At 58.4% G+C, this 2,127-nt stretch carries 1 protein-coding gene; it reads left to right on the top strand.

Annotation, left to right across the window (positions count from 1 at the left end; translation table 11 throughout):
* Positions 1 to 74 precede the first annotated feature (74 nt).
* Complete coding sequence (locus tag NW827_RS00125) at positions 75 to 1,235, top strand: DUF2157 domain-containing protein (RefSeq protein ID WP_414503187.1); 1,161 nt, start codon at positions 75 to 77, stop codon at positions 1,233 to 1,235.
* Positions 1,236 to 2,127 lie beyond the last annotated feature (892 nt).

Below are 2,127 nucleotides of genomic sequence, written 5' to 3' on the forward strand. Positions count from 1 at the left end.
CCGTGCTGGTGGGCTTGGGGGTGATCTCCTTCGTGGCTGCCAACTGGGAGGCCATTCCCCGCTAGGTCAGAGCCCTGGGATCCCTGGCCCTCACGGTGGGACTGCAGGTGGCCGGCTTGCGACTTTGGCAGCAGGGATCCCCGCGCTTGGGCAGCGCCCTGTTGATTGCCGGGGAGCTGGCCCTGGGAGCCGCCATTATTCTGATGGCCCAGTGGTTTCAAATGGGGGGATCCCCCGCGGGCTTGTTCTTGGGCTGGGGGCTGGGCAGCTTGGCCGTGGCCTACAGCTTGTTCCACACCCCCAGTGGCGTCCTGGCCTGTCTCTTATTCGCCCTGGCCGGGATGACTGACCTGTGGCAGAGGGGGATCCGCTCGGCTCTGGATCCCCTCTACCCCTGGCTGGCCCTGGCCCTACTGCTGCCCCTTGCCTATGGGTGCCGCTCCCGCTGGATCTTTGCCCTGGCTTTGGTGGACTTCGGCCTGGCGCTACAAAGGTCGGCAGGGGGCTGGGACAGCTCTGGAGAAGGCTTGACCCTCTGGCTGCTGCTGGGTCTTGCCGTTGTCTGGGGCCTGGGCTTTTGGCACCAACGCCATGGTTACCGGCTAAGCCGGATTTTGACTGGAGAAAATGGCCAGGATGGCGATCAGGAGCAAGTCTTGGATCTGATCCCGACGGCGGAGGGCTTGGCTTTGCTGGGGCTGGGTTTCTTGCTCTACGTCTGGAGCTTCCGTGACCCCTGGGACTGGGATCCCGACCCCTTACCTCTGTTCCAAGCTATGGATCCCTGGGCAAGCTTGTCGGCGGCAGGGTTGCTGCTGCTGGCCGGCTGGGGCTGGTGGCAGGGGTGGCAGGCCAAGAGATCCCAGCCTGTCTCCGCCTGGCTTAAGGATGCCGTCGTTTTCCTCTCCCTGATTACCCTGGCCCTTTTGCTGGTGATCAGCAATGCTGTTTCTGGGGACTTGACCTCAAGAGTGGCCCTGGCCTTTGTTGCCCCCTGGATCCTAACCCTGCTGCTGGTGGGGTTGTCGGCGATCCTCTGCTGGGAAGGGTTGCAGCAGGGGCTGCGGGGGCGCTTCTGGCAGGGGCTATTGGGGCTAACCCTGGTGGTGCTGACCCGCTTTTTCGAGTATGAGACTGGCCTCTTGGCCAAGTCGGCGGTGTTGGTGGCCTGCGGGATCGGCGTGATCTGGGTGGGGCTGAAGGTTGAAAGACGTATCTTTAGGAATAATGACTAGAAATCCTCCCTTTGGTCTTCAGGAACTTAAGAGTCAATAGAAGTTTACAGAAAATCCCCCTATCTAGGGAACTTGCTTTTCCCTGAAAAGTCTTTGTTATTAGAAAGTTTCCTGGAGAACGTCAATGAAAAAAACAGGCCTGGGCCTAGGTATACTGGCTCTAGTCTCTTTTTCTAGTTTTTGGAGTTATAGCTCTGCTTCAATTGCTGCGGGCAGAGATCGGTTTTGGGAGCATTTCCCCGTTGCGCAAGCTCCAAGGCCGGCTGTAAGGCCTAGGCCTTTAGAACCAACGCCCTCCCCCGTTCCCCCAATTGGGGAGCTCGATGAGCTGTTCCGCCAGATCCCTATTCTCCCCTCCCCAAGACCGTTGCCCACGCTCCCCTGTTCTCAGCCCATGCGGTTGCAGTCGGTAAGGCTGCAGGCTCCACCACCCAGCCCCGCTGTCCCTTTGCAGTCAGAGATACCGGCCACCATTTGGAGCAGTCTCCAGGGTCCTTACGGAACTACCAACTGGGCAGAACCAAGCCCCAATAAAGTCTTTGCCCATACTTTTCAATGGGATCCTCCTTGTAAAATAGGCTGCCGGCTAGGAGGTACTCTGACATTTGCCTACCGCAACAATCTGCCGGCTAGCAGCAACAGTTCTCCAGATGCGGGCAACGACAAGTACTACGTGTATAACGGCGGCACTCTAACTCAGTCGGGGTTCTTGTACGCTTCACCCGTTAGTTCGACGGGCCAGACTTTTACCAAAACCCTAACGCTCTCTCCCGCTGAAGTTGCCAACAACAAGGTTACGTTGGTGGTTCAAGACGACACGGCTGTCTTGGAAGCTAAGGTAGAGCTCAACTACTGTTGCTGTGAATGCGAGTTCCCTATCTAACGCAGGTCC

The organism is Synechococcus sp. H70.1 (assembly GCF_047502705.1).
Lineage (GTDB): Bacteria > Cyanobacteriota > Cyanobacteriia > Thermostichales > Thermostichaceae > Thermostichus.